Source organism: Sphingobacterium siyangense (assembly GCF_023277505.1).
In the GTDB taxonomy this organism is placed as follows: Bacteria; Bacteroidota; Bacteroidia; order Sphingobacteriales; family Sphingobacteriaceae; genus Sphingobacterium; species Sphingobacterium siyangense.
Map to the genome: position 1 here is coordinate 5,153,046 of NZ_CP080574.1, position 20,875 is coordinate 5,173,920.

A 20,875-nucleotide genomic window follows, 5' to 3' on the forward strand; every position below is an offset into this window, starting at 1 on the left:
TTAGCGGTAAAAAATGGTTTTTAGGGGCTCAAAACATAGCTTATTGTTCGAAACAATATCATTGTCCCATAAATTCAAACTTTACTGTACCTATCGTATTCGGTTTATTTTTGGCTAGTGCCGAGATATCGCCTTCCAGTTTCCCGGACGCATTTCTTTTCAGGACAATCCTACGCCAAGAATAGGCCCCTTTCTCATAATCGAAACTCAGACCATCATCGTCATACAGGTTATACATCCCCTCCTTCTCCCCATAATGTCGGATAATCAGGTTTACTTTTTCTCCTGCTGCAGGCACATGAAGCCGTGCTGTCGTCATTGGAATAATGCCACCATCTTTTACATAGACGGGTATCCGATCGTCTTCGGGTTTGGCAACGATTTCCTCGCCATTACCGACATAACGGCCCGAATAGAAATCGTACCAGTTACCCTTAGGCAAAAGCACCTTTCTAGTCGATTCGCCTGTAAATAAAGGCGCCACCAACAGATATTCGCCACACATGTACTGATCTTTTACCTCCTTGTTTACCGCTTCCAGATAAGGATTTGTTTCCAGATCCTGATTGCTCAGGCTTGCGTTTGTTTGTCCCTGAAATCCCTCTTCCAGCACCATGGCCCGAAAGGGAGGTGTTCCTTCAAAATGGTATTTTGCAAATTCAGAATAGAGATAAGGCATCAATTCCATCCGCAACTGCGCATAGTACTTCACTTTTTCGGCCACTTCAGGAAAAGACCAGGGTTTTGTTCCACTCGACCAAGCATTGATCATGGCCATTGGTGAGAATACAACAGTCTGGAAACGGCGCAACCATTCCTCGCCTGTTTTGGAACCCCTTACCTCTGGTGTCCACAGTACGCCGCAAAATCCACTATTGACCAGCGCTGTAATAAAGTCTTGATGACTATAATAGTCGTTATAGATTACATAGGGCATGTTGTTGGCTCCGGCGTTGGATGCACGCACCAGTCCAAACGTCCGTTTGTTGTGCTGGCGGTATAGACTGTCGGTCAATTTTTGTGCAAGTACACCATAGGTTTGCCGCATCTGTATACCACTGATACCCGAGGGAAATTTGGCCATATCGGGCCAAAGGTAGTAGTCGTAACCATCGACTTCATCAATCTTATATCCGCTGATGCCGATATCGATCTGCGAACGGCTCAATTGGCCTGCAAGGATGCGTTTTGCGTTTGGATGATTTAGATCAGGAACAGTTCCATTCCACACCGTATGTGAACCGGTAAAAGGTTCAATCGCTTTACTGATAGGAGATTCTGGAGAGATATAGGGGTTTGTCCATAGGTTCAGACGCACACCTTTATCGGCCAGTTTCTTTACCAAGGCTGCCGGGTTTGGAAAACGTCCCTTATCCCACTCAAAAGAACAAGGGTAAGCCTTGGACTGCCAGCCGGGTTCGAGACCGATAAAATCAAGCGGAAAGCCATGTTCCTCAAATTCCGCCACCTCCTTGATCACCTCATCTGCCGTATAAAGCTTTTGTACACGTTGCGTAAAACCGAGCCCCCATTTCGGCGGCAGGGCACCACCGCCACAAAAGAGGTTATAGCGTTTTATGGCATCAAGCGGATTGATGCCTGCAAATACATAAACTTCGGCCCCTTCTGCAGGGACATATACTTCCACCGCATCGGAGTAAGGCCGGGAGTTCCAGCTTTTATCGGTATTGCGATCTTTTACTTCTGCGGGAACTTTAGCATCTTTCCGTACACCTGTCCCCACATAATACGTTAAATATTGTGCTGAGTTGACCAATACACCATATCCTCTGGAAGAGACGTAGAACGGAACAGGTGCATGGGTGCGCCCATTATCTTTGCCACCGTAATGGTCGACATGCAGGTTAAGAATCTTGCCCCGCTGATGTACCGTCTGAAAATTAAGTCCCAGTCCGTAGATCTGTTCATTTTTTTGCAGTGGGAACCGCAGGTATGTTTTACCATCGATCAGTTCGGCATGCACCTCCATCTTGGGCAATGGAAAATCGACAGACTGCAACCGTTCGAGGGTCGCAGCTTGAGGTGTAGCCCCTGCTGCAGATAGCAGCGTATAATTATCGGGTTTGCCAAATGTTCCTTTCCAAACACCGGGATATTGTTCCTGCCAACGAATAGGTTGTGCCGATGCTTCAATCGCAAACAAAAGCAGCAAAATTGTCCATAATCTTATCATAGCTGGTTATTTTTTTAATAAGGCGTACACACACCAAAGTATGGGCGCCTGGCCGTGCATATCCCCTGTTTTCTGTTTTCGATCGAGATAGTACTGGTAATCATTTTTTCGGTTGGTACCTTCACAGACGTTGCTGATATCGCCATCTTTGTTGATGTAGCCCGTCAGAGCAATCCATGCCTTGCGTGCGATCGGCGTATATTCCTTAGCATCGAGCCATCCCTGTCTTATGCCCATAATAATGGCATAAGTGAACATGGCAGAACCCGAAGTTTCTACCCAGGATTCAGGTTTATCAATCAATTGCCCCCAAAGGCCGTCCGGCCGCTGATACTTCTTTAGACTTGTAATCATTTTGCGGTAAGCAGCCAATATTTTGGGTCTATTGGGGTTATCTTTCTTTAATGAAAACAGCAATTCGCTCATTCCCGCGGCCATCCAGCCATTCCCGCGGCCCCAAAAGAAAGGCGCATCCGGTGCATGATAAAAAAGACCATTTTCCTTTTGAATGGTATCGAGGTAGACCACCATTTCATGGGCTGCGCGATCAATATAGTGCTGATCTCCCGTTACCTGAAAAGCCTTTGATTGAATCATGGTAATCATATACATATCGTCAATCCAGTAGCGGGTCTGCCAGGTAAGTCCTTTATCGAGAAATTTCTGATAACCGTCTTTTACAACCTGAGGGGAGTCAATCGGAATGGACCATTGTGCATTTGCAAAACGCATTCCCATGGTATAGCATTTCTTGTTTTTCGTTTGCAGATAGATTTCCAGCGGAACCGTTCCAAAGACGGAAAAGTCCACATGCCAAGGTCGCGGAACAAGGTGCTTTTCCGTGTCAAACAAAGGCATAAAGCGTTCTGTCAATTGCGTCAACAATTTCTGATCATTGCTCACTTCGGCATACTTTAATGCTCCATACCAAGTGCAGACTTCGGGATAAGTAATGTTTTTTGGCGGAGCTGGCGGTTTAAAACTGTTATGCGGACTTGCCACAAAACGTTGAGCCACGAGATCACCTATTAATCTGGGGTCAGCCTGCGCTGGCCAATTAACGAGATCTGTGCTTTGCGCAAATGCACAAAGGGACATGCAGACGCCAATCCCCAGGAGTATGGACATACAGAACTGCTTCATCATCAGTTGGGTTTATAATTAAGTTATAACCCAAATATCAGCAAGCCAGTCTGTATTAAGGGGATAGTTTTTGTTCGTTTAGGTGGAAAGATTGGTATTTGACAGGGTTCGTTTCGGCAGTTTAGTTGTACGGAATAAGTACTCTTATTGTACTTTTCTCTTTTGCCAATAGACTTACGCAACGTTTGCGTCAACAGTGCTATATCTATACTTAGGGAGTGCTTTATCCGTGCTTCATCCATAACGGTGGATAGTGGGCGAAAAGCGCTACTTCATTATCAGCTTTTTTATAACAAAAAACACCCCAAAAGCTTTTATCAAGCTTTTGGGGTGTCGTAAATTAATTTACTATATATTATTCTTAGTTAAATTTAAATTTAACACCGAACTGCATATAATAAGTTGAAGTAATTGTTTCATTTGGTCGGTTCAATTCTTTAATGATACCACCATTTGCATACCCCATTCTAAACGTTGGCACGGTTGTACCATCAGGCGTTATACTTGAAGTATTAACTGGTGCCAATAAAGCACTGTTGTTTAATTTGAAAACACCCCAAGACGAATTAAATAAGTTTCCAATGTTCATCACATCCCAGAAGAACTCCAATGAATTATTTCCTCCCGCGATTCCTCTAAAGATTTCTTGTGATAAGTGGAAGTCAAACTGATGTCTCCATGGTGCAACGGCTCCATTACGTTCAACAGATTTTCCTTTATGGTCGCTAAGATATTTATTACCATCTACCAGATTCCAGAAAATTTCTTCTTGTTCTTTAGCAGTATAACCAATACCACCATAGTTTGAATTTCCTGCCGCAATATCAACAAATTTTAACTCAGATCTATCTTTAGGTATGTAAAGCAAATCATTGTTATTTATTCCATCACGGTTAAAGTCTCCATTGTAAGAGTAAGAATATCTACCCATTGAACTACCAATATAGAATAAAGTCATTGACGTGTTCAATTTGCCGATCCAATTATTTGTATAGGTTACAGACCCCATTAAACGATTAGGGACAATATTTGTTGTATATCCAAGCTCCGGATTGTTAGAATTTCCATTTGCTTGCATAGGGATCGACCATAAATTTTGAATTTGATCTCCAGCTCCATCACCGTAGTTTCTAGCACCACTTCTTGTATAAGCAATCATTCCTGAAAATCCTTTATCGAAGCTTTTTTGCAATTGGGCAGTCACCGAATAGTAATGTCCACCTTTTACATTAGTCATATAGGTTGGAATAAATTGACCAGTTGCAGTTTTGCTAGGTAAATTCGTTTTGCTATCCAATTTATAAATGTATTTATCGACATTCGCATTTGGGAAAATATATCTAGAATCGCCATATCCAGCAATACTCATTGCTGTTGGATCAACCAAATTCACATTCTTAGCTACAACTGCATTGATATCTTTATTATAGATAGCTTCTACTGTACCGACTACACCCCAAGGTAGCTTATAATCAACTGCTAAACTTGATTTCCAGGTAGAAGGAAATTTAAGATTGACATCCATAGCTGACATATTTCCCGGCAACGTCGTACCTGGTGCATCAGGATTAGCTGGATAATTTGCTTTGATATCTGGACTAAACGCAGGCATGTTAGCGTCCCCAACTTGATAAGTCTTGGTAAATTGAAGCATTCCAGCATCTCCCGATTGTGCTACAATCCAAACATATGGAATACGTCCTGTAAATATACCTGTACCACCGCGGACAATAAATGATCTATCTCCTCTAACGTCATAGTTGAATCCAAAACGAGGAGAAACCATCACGCGTGATTTAGGCATTGCACCAGTATTCAAATTTAATCCATTTGCAAAATCTAAACTCTGCAATAATGGGTGAGTTTTCATTTCTGATACATCCGGATATGTTGGAAGTTCCAAACGTACACCTGCTGTTAATTTCAATTTCTCATTAACAGTATATTGATCTTGCAAATACAGCGAGTATTGTGCGAATTTAAAACTTGGATAAGCTTGTGAGCCATCAGCTGTTAACGGATAGGTTAACGCATAGTTAATTGCAGGTTTTCCGGCTTTAAAGTCGTCCCATGAATTAAACATGTAATATCCTGTTCCAAAACGTTGGAAACCATTTTTTGTACGCGAGGTTTCGTATTGAAGCCCTGCAGTAAAATAATGATCATTCAACGTATAGTTTGCATCATAATTTGCCGTCCATGTTTTTACTGAGCGAAGATTTCCATAAGTAAATGGGTCTGGACCAAAAGAAACAAGGACGTTACCTGTATTTCCAGCAATTCCATCCCTAATATCCACCAACGGAAATAAATCTCCCATCACGCTTCTTGGCTCATCCTGATTTACATACGATAAACGTGCAGAGTGATTTACATTACCGATTTTACCTGTGTATTCAACTGTTCCTGAGTACAAATTGGTTTCTTGCCAATAATTTGAATTTTGGAAAGTCATCGCATTGGTTGTCGTACGATTTGTAGGATACGCACTAGGTATATTTGCACCGGTATTGGACGAGCTGATCGTATTAGGTGATTTTCCTTTTGTCTGGTTATAACGGAAATTAATTTTATGATTGTCAGAAATATTCCAATCTATCCTTGCGAATATCTTATCATTATTACTTTTATTCGAATATCCTTGATAAGCACCTGGATCATAACCATAAGTACTTCTCAAATAATCCCCCACTTCATTCATAAATTTTTCAGTAGGTCTTGCAACATAGGATGGAGTACCTGCAACGCCGTATACAAGATTATCATTGGAAGCAACTCTATTTGGTCCGGGCTCAGTTTGCTTCATTTGTTCAACATTCACAAAGAAGAATAACTTGTTCTTAATAATTGGACCGCCCAAACTTACTCCATATTGCTTTACACTTAAGTCATTTGGTGTAAATACCACATCATTTACGCGATTTCCCTGTTGTTTGTCTGATCGGCCAGTATAAAAAGCTGATCCAAAGAAATCGTTACGACCAGAACGTGTTACAGCATTGATTGAAGCACCTGTAAAACCTGATTGACGAACATCAAACGGAGTTACATTCACTGAGATCTGCTCTATCGCATCAATAGAAATTGGAGAACCATTTGCTGGAATATTTTGGCCAATACCAAATTGGTTATTGAAATTCGCACCGTCAACAGTGAAATTATTGGCACGGTAATTTCCACCACCAATTGCAGTCCCATTAGCCTGCGGAGTTAAACGGGTTAAATCATTTACACTTCTAGTGATTGTAGGCAAATTTTCGATCTGACGACGCCCAACAATAGTTGATGCTCCATTTCGCTCTCCTTTTAAAACACCAGCTCTTGTAACAACTACCTCTTCAAGATTAGTCGCTGAATCGCCGAAAACAGGATTTACTACGAATGGTTCACCTAATTGCAAATAAACATCTTCATACACGATAGGTTGTTGTCCTACATAGGTTACTTCAATTTTGTAAGGTCCGCCAACGCGCATATTAGCTAAGTTGAACCGACCTGCAGTGTTAGCCGAGCCAGAATAAACAGTCCCTGATGGCACGTGCGTAGCTTTAATTGTTGCTCCCGATGTGAACTGTCCGTTTGACTCTTTTACAATACCTGTAACGCTACTTGTTGTAACCTGAGCTTGTACAGCACCATAGCTGGCCATAACAAGAGCGAAAAAGAGTAAAGATCTTTTCATATAATGTGATTTGTTAAAAAATGTTAAGCAAAATTACTAAGAGATTTCAAATTACAAAGGACTTAATATAAACTTAACACACTAAACCACACATACTTCATGAAATACAGACAAATTTTACTATATTAACATACAATTTATCAGCAAAAAAAACGTTGTAACATGTTTTAAACCAGCATTCCCCTCCGCACAAACTGATCGAAAATAATTTTCCACATCAAATCCGCAAAAATCTTTTGTAACAACATTCTTCCAATCGGAATTTAACTTTTTGAAAATTTTTAACTAATTTCCTATCAATCGAGACTTTTATTAAACAACTCAGTTTCTTGTCGAATTTGAGCCACTGTAACCTATTCTGATCGAAAAAATCAAAACGATTGTATAGACGCGATGGTTTATATAAAAAATGTTTCAAAAACCGAGAACTTTTCAGAAATTCGCGCACCTAATAATTTATGCTTCATGGAAGACGGTATTCAAAATTCTTCTTTTCAAGAACCTGCAGACATTAAATTGTCCCCTGCAGGGCTCTCCTTCTTGGCTTCAGCGGCCAAATGGGCCAATTTTTTGGCCATTGTCTGTTTTATTTTCATCGGCATATCTGCCATAACCATGGTCAGCCTAATCTTCGGAGCCAGTGCATTATCACTCGGGGCCGACGAATATGTAACGGCAGGGGCTTTATCCACATTCGGTGTACTTTATCTCCTGTTTCTTGCTTTCTTCTGCCTTCCCATCTATTACCTCTATAATTTTGGATCTAAAGCAAAAAAAGCAATAGAAAATCGCGACAGTATCCAACTCGAATTATGCTTAGATGCCCTCAAAAAGCATTACAAATTTATTGGCATTATGGTCATCATCACCATCGCCTTTAATTTTATGGGGCTAGTCGTGGGTGTCGTGCTCGGCATTAGTGATGCTTTTGCGGGCGTATAATACTTTCATAAATAAGGCTTATAAAAAAGCGGAGTATGCTAGGTGCATACTCCGCTTTTTTTATTGTATTGACTCTTTATTTTTTATAGTATTTCATCGCGTTTGGAATCAATCGCTGAATATCCGCAATCCGTCGCTCATCACTCGGGTGCGTACTCAAAAACTCAGGCTGCCCTTTTTGACTACCCGAAGCCATACGTTTCCAGAAATCTACAGCCTCATTTGGATTATAACCTGCCAAAGCCATAATAATCAAACCTGCTGCATCCGCATCAGATTCATCGCTTCTTGAAAATTTCAATTGCGCCAAGTTTCCACCTAAACCATACAGATTGTTAAAAACACCAAGCGTACTGTTTCCAGATACACCTGCCGCTGATCCTAAAATCTGTCCACCTAATTGTAAAGCAATCTGATTCGAAGCCTGAGCTACCGAATGCTCCTCAATAGCATGGGCGATCTCGTGCCCCATAACTGTTGCCAACCCCGCTTCTGTACGTGTTACCGGCAATATTCCGGTATATACCGCAACTTTACCCCCAGGCATACACCATGCATTCACATCATCGCTCTTCACCAAATTAAACTCCCAGTTGAAGTTAAATTGATTTGCGCGACCTGTACTTTGCAAATACTGGTTAACCGCCGTTGCAAGCTTGTTACCAACGCGTTTCACCATGGCTGCATCTGCAGTTCCGGTTACTACCTTCGCGTTATTTTTCGATAAGAAATCTTTATAAGCCAATGCAGCTTGTTGGTTCACTTGATCTGCGCTGACCAATTTCAAATATTTTTTTCCTGTAACTGCTGAAGTTGCGCAACCTGACAACCCCGATGCCAGTGTTACACATGCTAATACCATAGCCGAATATTTAAACACTCCGTTCATATGTATATATTTTCTTTCAATGGCCATATGGAATATCCGTGCGCTGGTGATCGGCCTAAAGCTTTTCCAACATGGATATTTCACAATAAATTATTAAATACGTTATAGCGGATGCAATTATTGTGCCTATTCTTTTTCCTTCGGCTTTTTCTTAAAGAGATAAATCTTGGATTCATGTCCCTTTAACAGACGCTCTATATTCTTTTGGTGGGTAATTAACAACAGGATACAGATGGCTATCCCATAAAGCAGCACAGAAGGTATCGTTGTTTTAAAAATAAAGGCCAAACTAAAGGGAAATGCAAAACCTGCTGAAATGGAACCCAACGAAACATAATGTGTTGTCAGCAGGATGATGATAAACACAGAAACACAGACCAAAGCGGCAGGTGTATGTATAGCGAGGATCATACCACACAAGGTTGCCACCCCTTTTCCACCTCTAAATCCCGCAAACACAGGAAACAAGTGCCCCAATACCGCAATAACGCCAAGTGCCAACTGAAAGTTAACAAATTGGACATCGCTCGTATTTTGCCCCAGTTCTATTAAATAAGCCAGGTTTGTTGCTGTCCAGCCTTTAAATATATCTACAAACATCACGATCGATCCCGCTTTAGGGCCCAATACGCGAAAGGTGTTAGTCGCCCCAGCATTACCGCTACCGTACTCACGAACATCTACCCCATAAAATGCCTGTCCCAACCAAACGGCTGTAGGTATGGAACCAAACAAATAAGCTAGTAATACTGCAGTTACTAAATAAATTGATATCATTAATTAAATCAGTTCTTATATTAATTTGGCCTTCAGACTAAGATCCAGGCTCCTTACACTGTGTGTCAAAGCACCTACTGAAATATAATCTACCCCAGCCTCCGCATACAATCGGATCGTGTCGAAAGTTATTCCCCCAGAGGCCTCTGTCTTGAATCGATGGTCAATAATCTGAACAGCTTTGGCTACATCCTGCGGCGAAAAATTATCTAACATGATTCGGTCCACTTCGCCAAAGTTAAGAACTTCATCAAGCTCCGCAAAATTTCGGACTTCAATTTCTATTTCTATTGGTTTATTTAGGTTCTTTCTGTAATCATTTGCGCGCTTTAGAGCTGGTACAATACCGCCACTATAGTCCACATGATTGTCCTTAATTAAAATCATATCAAAAAGGCCAAAACGATGATTGGTCCCACCTCCTATACGAACGGCTTCTTTCTCCAAGACACGCAATAAGGGTGTCGTTTTCCGGGTATCCAAAACTTTCGTATCTGTACCTTTGAGAAGGTCTACGTATTTTCGGGTAGTTGTCGCTATGCCACTCATACGCTGCATGACATTCAGCACCAAACGCTCTGCCAGCAAAATACTTTGGATATTTCCCCTCACATAGAAAGCAATATCACCTACTTTAACCTGACTTCCATCGTTGATAAACACCTCGCAGGCCAACGTATCGTCGATATAGGCAATAATCGCCTGCGCCACTTCAACCCCTGCTAAAATACCATTATCCTTAACAATCAATTTGGCTTCACCTTGTGCCCCAGTTTCAATCGTAGAAAGTGAGGTATGATCTCCATCGCCCAAATCCTCCGCGACAGCCTGTTTTACAAAATGGGCCAGATAGTCCTTGATTTCCTTCTCCATAAATACTATTTATTGGGCTAAGATGTGGAATAATTTTTTAATCGAAAAATAGATTTATAAAAAAAGCATCGCTAGCTTTAATTTTTGTCGATTCTTAGCTCTTCAATAGATTGGTTATTATTTCCTACGCCGATCTTAATAAAGACACGATAGTTTGTTTGTTCTGTAGCTAATGTAAAGGTAAAATATTGATAGCCATTGTTCGCATTGCTGGCTTGCATTAATTTAACAGTCTTGGGTTTATGCTGATTAAAAAATGCCGCCAACATGATTTCTGACTGATACTTTGTGTAGACGCCATTCTCCCCCAAAATAGATAAGGTCAAGTTTGAACCGAAATACTTAGCCATATTTTTTGCGTTACCTTCTTTCAAATATGATTTCAGTTCCTCTGAAATACTTCCTAAAGAATCATCATTACCTGGCAAAGCTACCTTTACCACTGTATTTACTTCTCTTAAATAATGCCCGAAGGCCGCAGTGTGTACAAAAAGACTATTAATAAGTATAAATGCGCAATAGCTTAAAAATTTCATATAGCTCAACATATTATAGAACAGCTTCTATCATCCATATCAATCATTAGGTAGCTCCGTTTTTTTACCGAACATAAATTATGCCACAAACCTATAAAATTATTAGGGATTAACAAGGGAACTTTTTAAGATGCGTTGATAGATTCTAAAATTAAGATTATCTTTGTTATACGATGAATAAGAAAAAAGTTGCACTCATGATCCTAGACGGACTAGGATATGGAAAACATGATAAATCAAATGCAGTTGAAGCTGCAAACACACCATTTTTAGATCATTTATTAGAAGCTTATCCAAACTCGAGCTTAGAGGCTTCGGGTGAAGCTGTAGGCTTACCTGCCGGACAGATGGGAAACTCGGAGGTTGGTCACATGAATCTTGGCGCCGGAAGAATCGTCTATCAAGAATTGGGTCGTATTCACAAAGCTGTCAATGACGGTGTATTCAATTCGGACCCTATTATTCAAGACGCATTTAAATATGCATTGGAAAATAACAAAAAGGTACATTTAATCGGATTACTTTCCGATGGTGGTGTACATGCGCATACAAAGCACTTAAAAGGCTTATGTGATGCTGCAAAACAGGCCGGCTTGACAAGTGACCAAGTTTTTATACATGCATTTTTAGATGGCCGTGATACGGATCCAAACTCCGGCATTGGTTATGTTAAGGACTTACAAGACTATTTAAAGACGACAACAGGCACTTTTGCCTCTGCAATAGGCCGATATTATGCGATGGACCGCGACAACAGATGGGAACGTGTAAAATTAGCATACGATCTTTTGGTAAAAGCGGAAGGTGAAAAATCCAATGACCTTGTTGCATCGATCCAAAAATCATACGACGAAGGTGTAACCGATGAATTTGTGAAACCAATTGCATTGGTAGACTCAAATGGTGCGCCAGTGGCAACAATCCAAGAAGGTGATGTAGTATTCTGTTACAACTTCAGAACGGATCGTGGCCGCGAGATTACAATTGCGTTGACACAAAAGGCATTTCCAGAATATGATCTACAACCATTAGATCTATATTATGTGACAATGACCTCTTACGATGAAACATTTCAAAATGTCAGAGTTGTTTTCCAAAAAGACAACTTGTCCAATACTTTAGGTGAAGTGTTGGAGGCAAACCATAAAACACAAACGCGTATTGCCGAAACAGAGAAATATCCGCACGTGACATTTTTCTTTTCAGGAGGTCGTGAACAACAGTTTGAAGGTGAAAACCGCTTGTTGGTTCCATCTCCCAAAGTAGCGACTTACGATCTTCAACCGGAGATGTCTGCCAAAGGAATTACAGAAGCTATCGTCAACGACATGGAGACCCTTCAACCAGATTTTATCTGTCTGAATTTTGCAAACCCAGACATGGTAGGTCACACAGGTGTTTTTGAAGCTGTCATAAAAGCGGTAGAAACTGTTGATCAATGTACAAAAACGGTTGTTGAAACAGGCCTTAAAAATGGTTACTCCTTTATTATTTTGGCCGATCATGGTAACTCCGAGTTTATGGTCAATGAAGATGGATCACCAAATACGGCACACACAACCAATTTGGTTCCGTGTATCTTAATTGACGATCAGTATAAGAAAATAGCAGATGGTAAATTAGGTGATATTGCCCCAACCGTCTTACAACTTTTAGGCGTCAATATCCCCGTTGAAATGACAGGAAATGTATTGGTATCAGAATAATAATTTACTTAAAAATAGCAGCAGAGCACTTTCCCTTCTTATGGGCAGTGCTCTGCTTTTTTGGAGCTGTGGATCACCATCCGCGACAAAAAAAACACAAAAATCTACAGCTATATTTTCTGTCGATTCGTTTTTTAATGCCGAAGTCAATCGCTTGCAGCAGCTCAATCCCGCAGTTCTGAAATCTGTCAGCAAAGACGGTGAGAAAGAGCAACGCGAACTAAAAATTGGCAGCTGGAAAAATGAACTCTCCGCTTTTCAAGCTGCCGATATCAGCAAAAACTTCGATCCATCACTGTATGAAGTCAAAGCTGCAGACTGTGTGACAGAATTTACAGCTAAAAAGAAAGAACTGCAGATACAGAAACTGCGCATCGAGTTTGACAAAAACGAAAAGGTAAAACACATCCATATCGATAAAAAGATAACAAATACCTTATACGATAGTCAAGAAAAATTAGACTATTATACTGACTCGCTTTATCGAATTGTCAAACTGCAGGATGTCCAAGGTTTGGATGCCAATCAATACGAAATTGAAGGCAAGTTTATTCCTTCCAAAAAATAGACCGCCTGATCAGTACCATACACAGCGCCCTCAAGAATAGCATCCATTTTTGAGGGCTTTTCTGTAAATTCAATTTATCTTTTAAGCGAACATTTATAAAATGTCACAACAATAATAAATGCAACACAATTGCTTTATATTTTATTTTCCTTATCTTTGACCAGATTAACAAAATTACTCAACGGATAAATGGGTTTAAACGTAGTGATTTCAGCGTGAAAGATATCTCATTGAACAAATTCGCAGCATTCATGCTCTTAATGACCTTCTTAATTGGTCAGTTCATTGTGTATACCCATGCGCATCCGCAAACTGCACTCAGTATCGTAGACAGTCCTGCAAAAAAACACCATGCAGACCATCCGAAGTGTTCCATCTGTGACCAAAATTCACATCCACAAATTGTTTTTCATTTTACGCTACGCGAATTAATACTCCCGACACGCCAGGTCGAATTTGGCCTGTTTATCACGGGAGATCAAATTATTCGATCACTACTTTCTGGCAATCGTGGTCCCCCCATCTGTTAGTTTTTACTTAAGTCCAATAATGTTATTCATATACTCTTCTCATTATTGCGACAAACGACTTCATAAAAGTTTTTAGAACTTGACAGTCTCAAGGATTTATACGATGAGTTATTGGGCTGCTGTTATCCTTGATGTTATATATACGTAAAAATTATTCGTACAGATGAAACTTAAAATTATAGGCTGCATTTTTATGCTTGTCTCCTATTTCTCCATATTTCCGGCCCTTGCCGCAACAATTAGCGGTAAAGTAACGGACGCCAAAACAAATCTTCCCATTGCTGGTGCTACAATATCACTGCAACAGCTTCGTTCGAGCACCGCATCAGACCAACAAGGTCATTATAGCTTTAAATCACTTCCTTCAAGTGGACGCTACCTGGTTGAGGTCCGTTTCTTGGGCTATCAGTCCGTTGTCAAGACCGTTGATTTAACTTCGGAAAATCTTTCCCTCGATTTCGCCCTAACCGAAAGTATTATTGAAACCAATGAAGTCGTCGTTACAGGTACATTGGTCACTTCGCAGAGCCGGCGTAACAGTACCTCGGTTGCTGTAATCTCCAAAGATGAACTGCAGGGAAATGCGACGAATCTTATTGATGCTCTTGCCCGACAAGTTCCCGGACTAAGCCAGATCACAACGGGACAAGGCATTTCAAAACCTGTTATACGGGGACTCGGTTATAATCGTGTCGTCACGGTGAGCGATGGTGTCAAACAGATGGGACAGCAATGGGGCGACGAACATGGTATTGAAATCGACCAAAATCAACCGGATCGTGTGGAGGTCCTGCGTGGTGCAGCCTCTTTGATGTACGGATCTGATGCTATTGGCGGTGTAATCAATGTGCTTGAACCAAATGTTCCTACAGCTGGGCAAATTAAAGGTGAAGTATTGAGCAGCTACTCCACCAACAACGGACTAACCAATAGTTCGGTTATGCTTACCGGTAACGAAAATGGCTTCGTATGGCGTGGGCGTGGTTCTTATCAAAACGCCTATTCTTATAACACGCCCGCAGGACGATATGGCAATAGTGGTTTTAATACCAGTAATTTTAGTGGTATGCTCGGGCTAAACAAGCAATGGGGCTACTCTCATCTGAATTTTTCATACCTGAAAAATAATATCGGCTTTTACGACGCCGAACCTGGTGACCCACTTTACATAAACTCAAAAAGCCGGACCTTAGATTTCCCCAAGCAGGACATCCGCCATTACAAACTGGCCCTCAACAATAACTTTGTCATCGGTTCCGGTACTTTAAAACTTGATCTGGGCTATCAAAAAAATCAACGTCGGGAGCTCGAAGAAGCAACACCTTCTTTATTCTTTGACCTGAATACATATTCACTTGACGCAAAATATTCTTTAAGTGAAAAAAATGGCTGGCAACATGTCTTTGGTATTAGTGCTAGCCAGGAACACAGTTTAAATAAAGGTGTTGAATTCTTAATTCCGGCCTATGATCAGTTGGAATTGGGCGCTTTTGGCTATGCAAAGAAAACCTGGGGCGAAAACACCTTTAACGTCGGATTACGCTATGACTACGTCAACAACAAAGGCAAGCAGCTCTTTATTGAAGACGAAGAGCAGTTCGCTGGTTTTAAAAATAGCTTCAGCAATGTTAGTGGAGCGCTTGGATATACCCATATTTTCAGCGAAGACCTCAATTTCAAAGCGAATGCCGGTTCGGCTTTTAGAGCTCCTAATCCGGCAGAATTAGGTTCCAACGGGGTACACGAAGGAACGTACCGCTATGAAGTTGGTAATGAAAACCTGCAACCCGAAAGAAGTTACCAAGCGGATGCAACCCTCGAGTTTGGACATAGCATCGTTACCGGAAGTATCGGAATCTATGAAAACTATATCCACAACTTTATCTATGCCTCAACAACAAAAGGCGACATGAAAACAGTGGTGGGTGAAGATGGCGATTCGCATACCTACGACGTATATCGCTATGGCCAGGTAAACGCCAATCTTTACGGTGTCGAAGGAAGCCTGAATTTTCATTTGTTAAACTGGATACACCTGGATAATACATTTAGCTATACCCATGCACAGAACAATACCTTTAACAGACCCTTGGCATTGATTCCAGCTGGTGTTGTACACAATACATTGCGTCTTGAGCCCAAGATTAGCGGTTTGAATGCTTTCTACGTTTCTGTGGGGCTGGACAATTATTTCAAACAGAGCCGCATCGATGAAACCTTCGAAACGCCAGCAAACTCGTATACTTTATTGAACGCAGGAATCGGTACGACATTACATCTCGGATCGCAGCAACTGAAAGTATTTGCAGCAGCTTCAAACTTGACCAACAAACGTTATTACGATGCGTTGAGCCGATTGCGCCCAGGACGTCTTTCACAGGAAGACACGAGCTTTGGTGTCTACAATATGGGTAGAAACATCACCTTCGGTGTGTATCTGCCATTGAGCATCAAGTAAATTAAGCCTGATAATAAATGATCGTGAGATCGATTAAGATTAGTACATGGCAAAATAGAAAAGCGGGATCTTCAAGATCCCGCTTTTCTATTTTATGCTTATTTGGGGTCATCCGCTGTTGCTTCCCTTGCCAAGGCCACTTCATCGGGCATGGCTTCCAAGGAGGAATCCAACGCAAACAAGGATTCATCTGAAGCTCGGTCACCACCAGCGATTTTCAACTTATCAATCAATTCCAATGCTAACTTCTCTTCCTCGATCTGTTCCTTAACAAACCACTGTGCAAAGTTCCATGTTGCCCAGTCCTTCTCAGCCAACGCTAAATTGACAATGTTATAGATCGCTTCGGTATTATCGACTTCGTGTTTAAAAACGCGATTAAAGCATTCGGTCAGCGATTGCGGGTCCGCGGGCGGCGCTGCAATAGCCTGTATTCTGGGGCGGCCACCTCTTTCAAGAATATAACCCATAATTTTAGTCATGTGATTTCGCTCTTCCTGGGCATGTCTATACAGAAAATTGGCGATTCCGCCATAACCCTGATCATCTGCCCATACCCCCAACGCCAAATAAATCTGTGCAGCTTCAGCCTCTTTTGTCATCTGACTGATTAAAATTTGCTGCATTTCCTTTGACAATCGATTCGTTTCCATAATATTCATTTTGATTTAGGAAAAGAACAGTTTCAGTGCTTATTTCGTTTGAAATTTATCGAAGAAAAACTGTCGAAAATTCGCCCCTTTAAATGAAACTGGACCTCATTTGTGACAGGCATATTCCAACCGTTACATTCCAACAAGTACATTTCAACCGGCACAAATCAATAGTTATAAAATCAATAGGTACAAAATTAATAAGCATAGAAAAAGGGAATACCATTGGCATTCCCTTTTTCTATGCTTTTATAGCGATACTATTTCAAGTTATCTCTATATACTTTCGCTTTTTTGATTTCTGTTTGGATATCTTTTTTCGATGCATCAAAGCTCAACACTTTTTCGTAATCCTTGATTGCATTGTTATAAGCGTCAGTTGCCATTGCCTTATTGTAGTTAGGCGTACCCTCCGTTCCGATCAAGATACCTAAATCGCGATTAGCGATCGCTCTATTTTGATAGAATTTCGAATCAGTCGGCGTAATGGCAATTGCTTTTGAATAATCCTCAATAGCAACTTTCAACAACTGCTCTTTGTTAGCAACAGATGTCTTATTTGTGGATTGAGTAGCAAGATTGTTTGTTGCTTTCGCTTTGAAGTATAAAGCATTTGCATTTTTACCGTTCAATGCAACTACTTTTCCAAAAGTTTCAGCTGATTTTTTATAGTCACCATTTTGAAATTGAGAATATCCCAACATATATAATACGTCCGGATCTTTCCCTTCTTGAGGGAGGGCTTTAGTCAAGTATGACTCTGCATTCTTGAAATCACCATCCAAAAGAGCTTTCTGCCCCATTCTCACATTAGCGTTGCTATGCTCAGCCTGTTTTGGTTGTTGTGCATTCGCGCTAAAAGCAACTAAAGCAAAAACCCCAGTAAACAAACCCAATTTAAATGATTTTAAATTCATATCTAAATAGTTACGTTTTTATATTCACTCTTTAATGATCACTTGTGATCGTTTCTACATCTGTAAAAAAGCATCCGATTGATTTCTTTAAACTTAAAAACTGCCATCGGCGCCCTTTCACATTCCAATATTACAATTATTATGCCTATTTCTCCAACAAATGGCAGATAAATTTTATTTAACCTGCCTTTTTTTCCTATTCTAGAAAATAGATTTGTAATTTTGCTCACTTTTAGCAATTGGCACTTCCCTTGCAATATAGGGGAAACAATAATAGAAGCTTAAAATTTGAAAGTCAGCCGTCAACATGTCAGCGACTGCCAAATACACAAAATAAATACTATGAGCAAATTCGAAACTTTTGATTTCAGTCAAGCAATTCCAATCGTTGCAGAGGATACCGAATTCTTCCCCCTACTTACACAAGAGGATGAAGATAATATGGCGAATGCTGAAATTCCAGAAGCATTGTCTATTTTGCCTTTGCGTAATACCGTATTATTTCCCGGTGTTGTCATTCCGATTACCGTAGGTCGAGATAAATCCATCAAACTGGTCAAAGAAGCCTATAAAGGCAGCAAAACCATCGGTGTTGTTTCTCAAAAGGACATGACTGTAGAGGACCCAGGATTTGAAGAACTAAATAAAGTGGGCACCGTAGCTCATATCATTAAGGTCCTCCAAATGCCTGATGGTAATACCACCGTCATCATCCAGGGAAAACAACGGTTCAACTTGTTGGAAATTGTCGAAACTGAACCTTATTTAAAGGCACGTGTGGAGAAATTCAATGAAGCGAAGCCGAAGATGACCAAGCACTTTAAAGCGACAATTTCTACCTTAAAAGAAATGGCACTGCAGATCATCCAGCTTTCGCCAAACTTACCTAGTGAAGCTGGTATCGCGATTAAAAATATTGAAAGCCCTTCGTTTCTGATCAACTTTATTTCGTCGAATATCAATGTCGAAATGGTCAGAAAACAGGAACTACTTCAAATACCTAAAGTAGAGAATCGTGCCAAACTTTTATTGGAGCTCCTGACGACAGAAATCCAGATGCTGGAACTAAAGCACCAGATCCAGAATAAAGTACGTGTCGACCTTGACAAGCAACAACGTGATTATTTCTTGAACCAACAGCTCAAAACAATCCAGGAAGAGCTGGGTGGAAACACGCCTGATCTTGAGCTGGAAGAGCTTAAAAAACGGGGTAAGAAAAAGAAATGGAGTGTTGATGTCGAAAAACATTTCACAAAAGAACTCGAAAAGCTATCGCGTATCAATCCTGCGGCTGCAGATTATTCGGTACAGCTCAATTACCTTGAGCTACTACTTGATCTACCCTGGAATGAAACAACAAAAGACAATTTTGATTTAAACAAAGCACAAAAAGTGCTCGATAAAGATCATTATGGGCTTGAGAAAGTAAAAAAACGTATCATTGAATACCTTGCTGTATTGAAATTAAAAAATGATATGAAAGCACCTATTCTTTGTTTAGTAGGCCCTCCGGGAGTCGGTAAGACTTCTTTGGGAAGATCTATTGCCAAAGCATTGGGGCGTAAATATACCCGTATGGCCTTGGGTGGTGTGCGCGATGAGGCAGAAATCAGAGGACACCGCAAAACCTATATCGGCGCAATGCCGGGCCGTATCATCCAGTCCCTGAAAAAAGCAGGAGCCGCAAATCCGGTTTTTATTTTGGACGAAATCGATAAAATGAGCGCGGATTTCAAAGGGGATCCTTCGTCGGCCTTATTGGAGGTATTAGATCCGGAACAAAACACACATTTCTATGATCACTATGTCGAAATGGAGTTTGACCTTTCCAAAGTGATGTTTATTGCGACAGCCAATTCTTTGAGCGCTATTCAACCAGCGTTATTGGATCGGATGGAAATTATCGAAGTGAATGGTTATACCATCGAGGAGAAAATCGAAATCGCGAAAAAACACCTTTTGCCAAAACAACGCGAAATGCATGGAATGGCTGCCAAAGATGTCTCGTTAAAAGCTAAGATCATCGAACAGATTATCGAGGATTACACACGTGAATCTGGTGTCCGCGGATTAGAAAAAAAGATCGGCTCTGTCGTACGTGGTATTGCAACACGCATTGTCATGGAAAAGGATTACAGTCCGAGTATTAACGAACAGGATCTGCTTGATATCCTAGGTGCTCCAATATTTGATAAGGACATTTATGAAAATAACAATGTTGCCGGTGTCGTAACGGGTTTGGCCTGGACTTCCGTAGGTGGCGATATCTTATTTATAGAATCTTCGCTGAGCCCTGGAAAAGGACGTTTGAGCCTGACAGGTAATTTGGGTGATGTCATGAAAGAATCTGCGTCGATAGCACTAGCCTACCTGAAAGCCCATGCTTCGGATTTCGGCATTAATTACCGCGTTTTCGACCATTGGGATATCCATATCCACGTTCCTGCGGGTGCCATTCCAAAAGATGGTCCTTCAGCTGGTATAACAATGCTTACCGCACTGACATCGCTATTTACTCAACGTAAAGTGAAGGAGAAATTAGCCATGACAGGTGAAATTACCTTACGTGGAAAAGTATTGCCTGTTGGCGGTATTAAGGAGAAAATCCTTGCTGCAAAACGTGCGAACATCAAAGATATTATCCTTTGTAAATCCAATGAAAAAGACATCTTGGAAATCAAGGAAGATTATATCAAAGACATGCAGTTCCACTATGTGACTGAAATGTCGCAGGTAATCAAACTCGCGCTATTGGAAGAAAAAGTAACTGGCGCCATCGATCTGACACAAGATTTAGAAAATACCAAAAAAGAGAATTAATAGATACCTGAAAGGTTTTGAATAGAAAGGGGCTATCCAAAATTGGATAGCCCATTTGTTGTATAATGAATACGTATTCCCCTCACAGATTTTACGTATTCCCTCATTATACCTACTCCCCTTACTAAACCTTATCAGCTATTCTTAAACGGTTTGAGCTGACTTTTCAAACAATTCTTTGTTGGAG

General features: G+C 40.8%; 15 protein-coding genes. 6 read left to right on the forward strand and 9 right to left on the reverse strand.

The window, feature by feature from the left end:
• Window positions 1-58: 58 nt before the first annotated feature.
• The 3 genes from K2F45_RS21705 to K2F45_RS21715 form a co-directional block, all read right to left on the reverse strand.
• A complete protein-coding gene (locus K2F45_RS21705) occupies window positions 59-2,194 on the reverse strand; it encodes a glycoside hydrolase family 31 protein (RefSeq protein WP_248932445.1) in 2,136 nt (711 codons plus the stop codon).
• Window positions 2,195-2,200: 6 nt separating this feature from the next.
• Entirely contained in the window at window positions 2,201-3,340 is a 1,140-nt protein-coding gene (locus K2F45_RS21710; RefSeq protein ID WP_237241790.1) for a glycoside hydrolase family 88/105 protein, read from the reverse strand.
• A gap of 358 nt (window positions 3,341-3,698) precedes the next feature.
• Window positions 3,699-7,019, reverse strand: a complete 3,321-nt coding sequence (locus K2F45_RS21715; protein ID WP_248932446.1) for a TonB-dependent receptor — start codon at window positions 7,017-7,019, stop codon at window positions 3,699-3,701.
• 465 nt (window positions 7,020-7,484) lie between these two features.
• Between K2F45_RS21715 and K2F45_RS21720 the strand changes: the two genes are divergently transcribed.
• Window positions 7,485-7,961, forward strand: a complete 477-nt coding sequence (locus K2F45_RS21720; protein ID WP_159731681.1) for a hypothetical protein — start codon at window positions 7,485-7,487, stop codon at window positions 7,959-7,961.
• Between the two features lie 76 nt (window positions 7,962-8,037).
• On the opposite strand, the gene K2F45_RS21725 is transcribed toward K2F45_RS21720, so the two are convergent.
• From K2F45_RS21725 to K2F45_RS21740, 4 genes are all read right to left on the reverse strand, one after another.
• Complete coding sequence (locus K2F45_RS21725) at window positions 8,038-8,823, reverse strand: M48 family metallopeptidase (RefSeq protein WP_248932447.1); 786 nt, start codon at window positions 8,821-8,823, stop codon at window positions 8,038-8,040.
• A gap of 153 nt (window positions 8,824-8,976) precedes the next feature.
• A complete protein-coding gene (plsY, locus tag K2F45_RS21730) occupies window positions 8,977-9,627 on the reverse strand; it encodes a glycerol-3-phosphate 1-O-acyltransferase PlsY (protein ID WP_075993893.1) in 651 nt (216 codons plus the stop codon).
• Between the two features lie 15 nt (window positions 9,628-9,642).
• A complete protein-coding gene (nadC, locus tag K2F45_RS21735; protein WP_075993894.1) occupies window positions 9,643-10,500 on the reverse strand; it encodes a carboxylating nicotinate-nucleotide diphosphorylase in 858 nt (285 codons plus the stop codon).
• Between the two features lie 77 nt (window positions 10,501-10,577).
• On the reverse strand, window positions 10,578-11,036 hold the full coding sequence (locus K2F45_RS21740; RefSeq protein ID WP_248932448.1) for a DUF4783 domain-containing protein: 459 nt from the start codon (window positions 11,034-11,036) through the stop codon (window positions 10,578-10,580).
• Window positions 11,037-11,209: 173 nt separating this feature from the next.
• Between K2F45_RS21740 and gpmI the strand changes: the two genes are divergently transcribed.
• The 4 genes from gpmI (at window position 11,210) to K2F45_RS21760 (ending at window position 16,298) form a co-directional block, all read left to right on the forward strand.
• Window positions 11,210-12,742, forward strand: a complete 1,533-nt coding sequence (gene gpmI / locus K2F45_RS21745) for a 2,3-bisphosphoglycerate-independent phosphoglycerate mutase (protein ID WP_248932449.1) — start codon at window positions 11,210-11,212, stop codon at window positions 12,740-12,742.
• Window positions 12,723-13,310: a hypothetical protein gene (locus tag K2F45_RS21750; protein WP_248932450.1), complete on the forward strand. Its 588-nt coding sequence runs from the start codon at window positions 12,723-12,725 to the stop codon at window positions 13,308-13,310. Before gpmI ends, K2F45_RS21750 begins: the two co-directional genes overlap by 20 nt.
• Before the next feature lie 215 nt (window positions 13,311-13,525).
• Complete coding sequence (locus K2F45_RS21755; RefSeq protein WP_248932451.1) at window positions 13,526-13,840, forward strand: hypothetical protein; 315 nt, start codon at window positions 13,526-13,528, stop codon at window positions 13,838-13,840.
• Window positions 13,841-14,003: 163 nt separating this feature from the next.
• Complete coding sequence (locus K2F45_RS21760) at window positions 14,004-16,298, forward strand: TonB-dependent receptor (RefSeq protein ID WP_248932452.1); 2,295 nt, start codon at window positions 14,004-14,006, stop codon at window positions 16,296-16,298.
• Between the two features lie 98 nt (window positions 16,299-16,396).
• On the opposite strand, the gene K2F45_RS21765 is transcribed toward K2F45_RS21760, so the two are convergent.
• Both K2F45_RS21765 and K2F45_RS21770 read right to left on the reverse strand, forming a co-directional pair.
• Window positions 16,397-16,951, reverse strand: a complete 555-nt coding sequence (locus K2F45_RS21765; RefSeq protein WP_201667407.1) for a ferritin — start codon at window positions 16,949-16,951, stop codon at window positions 16,397-16,399.
• 260 nt (window positions 16,952-17,211) lie between these two features.
• The gene (locus K2F45_RS21770; RefSeq protein WP_075993900.1) at window positions 17,212-17,868 is read right to left on the reverse strand and encodes a tetratricopeptide repeat protein; all 657 of its coding nucleotides are present in this window, start codon (window positions 17,866-17,868) and stop codon (window positions 17,212-17,214) included.
• 342 nt (window positions 17,869-18,210) lie between these two features.
• Between K2F45_RS21770 and lon the strand changes: the two genes are divergently transcribed.
• Entirely contained in the window at window positions 18,211-20,688 is a 2,478-nt protein-coding gene (lon, locus tag K2F45_RS21775) for an endopeptidase La (RefSeq protein WP_075993902.1), read from the forward strand.
• Window positions 20,689-20,875 lie beyond the last annotated feature (187 nt).